The sequence below is a fragment of the Mesotoga sp. HF07.pep.5.2.highcov genome (assembly GCF_003666285.1).
Taxonomy (GTDB): Bacteria; Thermotogota; Thermotogae; order Petrotogales; family Kosmotogaceae; genus Mesotoga; species Mesotoga prima.
Genome location: NZ_JFHJ01000509.1, coordinates 1 through 4,034, shown reverse-complemented (window position 1 = coordinate 4,034; position 4,034 = coordinate 1). Strand labels below are relative to the sequence as shown.

Annotated in this window: 4 protein-coding genes; all 4 read right to left on the bottom strand. The window is 45.9% G+C overall.

What is annotated here, in order from left to right; translation table 11 throughout:
• Nucleotides 1–12 precede the first annotated feature (12 nt).
• Nucleotides 13–1,071: a GAF domain-containing protein gene (locus BG32_RS10815; RefSeq protein WP_121526821.1), complete on the bottom strand. Its 1,059-nt coding sequence runs from the start codon at nt 1,069–1,071 to the stop codon at nt 13–15.
• Nucleotides 1,072–1,107: 36 nt separating this feature from the next.
• Complete coding sequence (gene nagA, locus BG32_RS10810) at nt 1,108–2,217, bottom strand: N-acetylglucosamine-6-phosphate deacetylase (protein WP_121526820.1); 1,110 nt, start codon at nt 2,215–2,217, stop codon at nt 1,108–1,110.
• Between the two features lie 30 nt (nt 2,218–2,247).
• Nucleotides 2,248–3,312, bottom strand: a complete 1,065-nt coding sequence (locus BG32_RS10805) for an SIS domain-containing protein (RefSeq protein ID WP_259459678.1) — start codon at nt 3,310–3,312, stop codon at nt 2,248–2,250.
• A gap of 26 nt (nt 3,313–3,338) precedes the next feature.
• A partial coding sequence (locus BG32_RS10800; protein WP_147434968.1) for a substrate-binding domain-containing protein occupies nt 3,339–4,034 on the bottom strand: 696 nt, incomplete at its 5' end.

The following is a 4,034-nucleotide window of genomic DNA, read 5'->3' as shown; positions in this document are numbered from 1 at the left end:
TTTTCACACACTTCACATGAACCTCGAGTATTCGATTACTCCGGATATCAGTCCGGCGAAGACCTCAAGAAGCTCTATGTCTGCTCTGCTCCAATCGAAATGGCCACTAAGCCTTTCCAGTCCGACGAAACCGGCGGGCATCTGCCGAGAGAAAATCGGAATGACGACAAGTGAAACGACTCCCTGCTGCGCAAGAACTTCGGCTTCTCTGCTTGCCTCCTCTGGGAGTTCACTGACCACATAAGAGTGTACCCCGCCTTTTTTCATTTCCTTTATCCACCAGGAGAACTCCTCGAACGGCATGTTTTGAAGATGGGGTTTGGCGCTCTTGACGCCTTCTTTACACCATTCGTGGGTGTTCCTGGTCGAATTGGTCCTGTAGTCCAACAAGAAGACATTGGATCTGTCTGCGGAAGTCAGCTCGCCTAGTTGTCCAAGCGCCTTTTCTATCGCATCGTCTATGTTCTCATACTCTTTTAGCGCTCCGGAAACCTCTGAAATCACTCGTTCGAAATTCTGTCGCCACTGGAGTTCTGCGGCCACCTTTCTGAATGCACTCGTGTCTCGGGCCACAACCATTGTGACTATGGAGTTCTGAAGATCAAGCACCTTCAAGCAAATCTCCACTTGAAGTTTCTCCCCGCTCTTCATAGTGAGAAACGAATCAGTTGTACACATTCCCTTTATCTGAAGATCGGCCCTTATCTTCTTTATCTGAGAATCGAGATCTCCGGCCACTGAATAGAAACTCATCTCAAGAAGCTCGTCGTAGGAGTATCCAAGTTTTTCGGCTGCACTGTTGTTAGCTTCGACTATCCTGCCGGGCCTCAATGGATCGTCTAGGCTTACCAGGAAGATCATATCGTCAATCAGGCTAGAAAAACCTTCATACTTGCTCTTGAGATAATTGTTCAGCGTATAGAACTTATTGGACCTTGAGGTTTCTCCGACAAAGGGATCCTCTGAAACAGTTTCCACGTGCATATTCCATCTCAATTTGGAAATCCGCTCAGATAATGTCTTGATCTCCGCCGTACCGTTGTCAACGATGTACACTTTTATTGGTTCCACAGGATCCCTCCATAACTGGGTAGAAAGAAGTCCTACTCAGGATTTAAATACCGTCTTCCCGTTCAGAACGGTTTCTTCAACTTCAAGATTTTCGTCGAGCAATACCAGATCTGCACGATAGCCTTCGGAGATTCTTCCGCGGTCCTTCATGCCCAGGGAATTCAGGGAGTTCAGAGATGAAACCTTCGCAAGTTCCTTCAGTGAACAGCCAGTGAATTCTCTGAAATTTCTTACAGCTCCGCTGAAGACGAGTACGGCCGCGGCAATTGTTCCGTCCTCAAGAGTAGGTCTTCCATTTTTCAGAATGACCTTCTGTCCTCCCAACTCATACTCTCCATCGGGCATGGCTGTCGCATCGATAGTATCTGTAACTATCATAATCTTCTCTGCGCCTTTTATTCCAAAGATAAGCTTCACAAAACCCGGCAAAGAGTGAATACCATCCATTATCATCTCAACCGAAAAAGGCAGCGAAAGAACAGCTCCAACGCAGCCCAGTTTTCTGTGATGAAGAGTGTTCATCCCGTTTGGAAAGTGGGTTATTCTATCGCAGCCTTGGTTATATGCTCTCTCCATGTCTTCGTAAGTTGCATCGGTATGTCCCAACGAAAGAGTTATACCGCGCTTCTGTATCATTTCTTGCGCGTGTGAGAATCCCTCGAGCTCCGGAGCCATAGTAATGAGCTTCACCGATTCGATTAGCGTCTCCTCAATTTCCTTCAGGTCTATGCTTCGAATGAGTTCTGGATTCTGAGCTCCCTTTCTTTTCAGACTCAGGTAGGGGCCTTCATAGTGAATGCCCCCAACTGAAGTCAGACTGTTATTCTTTATGTAATCTCTTACTACTCTGGCTGCTGAAAGGATGGCCGAAGGAGTCGATGACATAGTAGTGGGCAGGAAATAAGTCACTCCCTGAGAATAAAGGAAGTTCTCCCACTTTTCGAGATCTTTTTGACTCATGGAAAGAGTGTCCACACCCACAGAACCATGAGTATGGGGATCGACAAATCCCGGCATCAGTATTCTCTCGAATTCTTGAGTCCCTTGAACTCGCTTAATTTCAGAGATTACGTTTTCTTGAATTTCTACACTTCCCACAAACTCTCCATCGATAGGATCAACAACCAATACGTTCTCGAATCTCATCTTTCTTCCATCCTCCCTGCTATGAAAAAATCATGGCCAGGTTATTTGATTACCCGTCGACATCTTTCCTCTTCCCATAAGAACTCTCTCATCGAGATCGAAGATGCCTCTGTAGTAGGCCGAATATACTGCGAACCACTGGAGAGGGATCATCAGAAGAAAGGGGGCGAAGAGTGGGTCGAAGTCTCCATAATCCTTCACATCAAAGCGTATTACCTCCGCGCCGTTAGACTCAGCGATTTTTATAACCCGTTCGCTCATATCTCTCGACTCGTCGCTCCCCACAAGGAAGACCATCAGTGGCTTGTGACCGTCAAGCATTTCCGCAGGGCCATGTCTGAACTCCGACGTTTCAATGAATGAAGCGTTGACTCTCATATTTTCCATGAAGACAGTCAGTCCGAACTTATAGCCTATGGCGTAGGCCGCTCCGCTTGCTAACACGTAAAAGAGGTCACTATCCTGATACTTCCTGGCCAGTCTGTAAGCTCTTGACTCCTCTTCCCTGTATATTCTGCCCAATTGCTCAGGCATAATCTCTATCTGTTCGTATAACTTCGAAACGTCTCTCCCTTTGAGCCTGGCTATTTCAAGACTGAAAATGAAGGCTCCGGCGAGTGGAAGTATAAACAGTCCATTAGAATCGTATACTATCGATTCGTCGGCTTCCCTTGCCAGAATGCTGTCGGGTTTGCTTGTAAATGAAATCGTTGTCGCTCCCTTTTCGTTGGCAAATCTAAGTGCTGCCGCAGTATCTTCGGTATTTCCAGAGAAGGAGGCGAGTATTACCAGCGCATCCTTGTCAAGTCTAGAAGGACTCGTCCAGATGAAATCATAGCTCTTGTAGTAATCAGAGGGAAGATCGGTCATCTTCTTGAGTATATAATCACCTGAATAGAGATTGCACCAGGAGTTCCCGCTACCCACCCAGTAAATCTGCTTAAAGCCTTTATCTAAAGCAGTCTTCGCAAGATTCTTGATTCTTTCCGCATGCTCTTCAAGGAAGGCAGAAAGATCCTTCTCAAGAGAAGGGGCAGTAAAGAGTACGCTTTGTTTTGCATTATTCAAAAAATCTTGAATTGTCAATCCAAACACCTCCGAATATCTATCAAGAAGTTTAGTTAGTCTCTTGGTGAGGTACATGATTCCCTTATGATGAGTCGTGTAGGCAGTCTGGTAAGTCCCTTTTCATATCTCTGACCTCTGATATTCATCAGTATCCTTTTCGCGGCCATACTGCCAATCTCTCTCGTATCCTGAGCCACAGATGTTATTGGAGGATTACATAGATCAAACCAAACAATATCATCGAAGCTAATGACCGATATATCTCGCGGAACCACAATTCCCATGTCCTTCGCAGCAAGAAGCAGTCCCGCCGCCATATAATTGTTTGTTGCTATCACCGCTGTAATATCTTTGTTCTGACCCAAGAGAGAGACGCCGCTTTTGTAAGCTCCCTCAACCGTAAAGCCGCCAAGTTTTACCCACGACTGCTTTTCTTCTATTCTGTACTTTGAAAGCGCTTCCCTGTATCCGGCAATCCGATCGTAGTTTGTACTTATGTCGAGCGTATCCGAAAGGAAACCGATTCTCCTGTGACCAAGCTCCAAAAGATATTGAGCTGCCTCAAAACCTCCACCGAGATCATCGCTTACAATCATGTCAACATCAAGGCCTTCAATGATTCTGTCAATCAGCACTATGGGTATCTCGGACTTCACAAGATCCTTCAAATGATCGGAATTGCTACGCGAAACCGGAGCGAGAATCAAGCCATCTACCTGTTTCTGAAAAAATCGATCTATAGATGTCTT

Coding starts and splice junctions, on each gene's coding strand:
- nagA (WP_121526820.1), bottom strand. CDS start 2,217: ATGAGATTCGAGAACGTATTGGTTGTTGATCCTATCGATGGAGAGTTT.